The following is a 1430-nucleotide window of genomic DNA, read 5'->3' as shown; positions in this document are numbered from 1 at the left end:
CTCAAATAGTGGAAGAAACGAACTTCTCCTATCAGGAAAGAAGTTCGTTTTTTCTTTTTAAGGGTTTATCGCTTTGATAATAGAATATATATTGAAAGAAACCGTCATTGTGAAGCGATAGGTTTGACTAACACTTAGTGTCAAAAGAAAATAAAGCTCTAGACTGAAAATAAAGTGTTTCCTTAGTGCTTAGGTTAAGATAGGGTTCCTTTTAAGCATTACATGCTCCCCGCATACGTCCTTTAGTTAATAATTGGATATGGAATATAGGGAGGAGGACGTAGCCCAAGCGAAGGCGTGGGAGCGTCCTTTTATTGAACTAACGGGCAGGCTAGGTTAATCATATAGCGAACACATCAAAGTGCTGCTGTTTATGTGGAGGTCACTATATATGAAATATGCATGTCCATGCTGTGGTTATAAGACACTGGATTATGAACCACCAGGTACCTATGACATTTGTGATATTTGTTTTTGGGAGGATGATGTTATTCAATACCACGATCCCGATTATGAAGGGGGAGCAAATATTGAATCGCTAAGGCAATATCAAGAAGCTTATTTACAAGGACGTGTTAATCGTAAGCCAACGATTAACGATGAGCGTAATGAGAACTGGAAACCACTTTTGAAAAAGTGACAGTCTCATTACGCTAACGGAGAACGTTAGTTTAACTTCGAAGGGGCTGCGCCACACGGTAGCCCCAACTTATTTTTTATCCGAAAAAATCATGTTAAACGCCAAGACTCACTGGTCTATTCAGTTAATTCTCCGATGCTCCTGACGGATGTGTCGGAGGATAAGAACATATAATCTTATCCCATCCCTTTTTGCCTACTGGCGCCTCCTGATAGAAGCAATAGACTTGAACATCCGTTGAGGCTGTTAATTTTACGGGATGGGAACGACCTCCTTGCGCACCTCGTCCGGCTGCGTCACGGTTAGCTTTCCAGACGAGTCGGTCACGGAACCGCCGACTGTATGCTCGAAGCCGATCCGGGTGACCTTCCCGTCCAGTCCAATCAGGCCGCTTTCCTCCGTGCTGGAATCTCCGGCAATGCCTCTGCTATAGAATACCAGCGGCTTATCGATTTTCGGCGTCGGACCCGTACGGTCCTTCAGCTTTTCCTCCAGCAGTAGTTGAAAGCTATCTCCAATGCTACCGTCAAAATGGGCCTGCCATGTCGCGACAAGGAAATCGTCCTTGTATTCGTAATAGGTCGCCGTCTCGTTGCCCTCAATGGTGAAGAAGCGGAGTGCCTCTCCTTCGGGAAAGAGGAAGGCGGTGCTGTAGTCCTCGAATTCGTGGAGCGTCCGCAGTGGCGTATGCTCGTAATGGGTTCCAGAGAACATCGCTTCCATGACCAGATTCCTGCTTGCGGCCAGATCACCGGTATAGAGCGCGTCCCGCTGCTTATCGGAGAGTGGC

At 46.3% G+C, this 1430-nt stretch carries 2 protein-coding genes; one reads left to right on the top strand and one right to left on the bottom strand.

Annotation, left to right across the window (positions count from 1 at the left end):
* The first annotated feature begins 391 nt into the window (after positions 1 to 391).
* Positions 392 to 640, top strand: coding sequence for a CPCC family cysteine-rich protein (locus tag GRP75_RS26840; RefSeq protein WP_017426703.1), 249 nt, complete (start codon positions 392 to 394; stop codon positions 638 to 640).
* 252 nt (positions 641 to 892) lie between these two features.
* Here the strand turns inward: GRP75_RS26840 and GRP75_RS26835 are convergent.
* A partial coding sequence (locus GRP75_RS26835) for a glycoside hydrolase family 95 protein (RefSeq protein ID WP_483311121.1) occupies positions 893 to 1430 on the bottom strand: 538 nt, incomplete at its 5' end.

Source organism: Paenibacillus sp. OT2-17, from assembly GCF_009827695.1.
GTDB classification, from domain to species: domain Bacteria; phylum Bacillota; class Bacilli; order Paenibacillales; family Paenibacillaceae; genus Paenibacillus; species Paenibacillus polymyxa_B.
Note: the sequence above shows the minus strand (reverse complement) of the source record. Positions and strands in the feature narration are given on the sequence as shown.

Bases quoted from the DNA above. Each gene is read 5' to 3' on its own strand.
- GRP75_RS26840 (WP_017426703.1), top strand. From the start codon at position 392: ATGAAATATGCATGTCCATGCTGTGGTTATAAGACACTGGATTATGAA.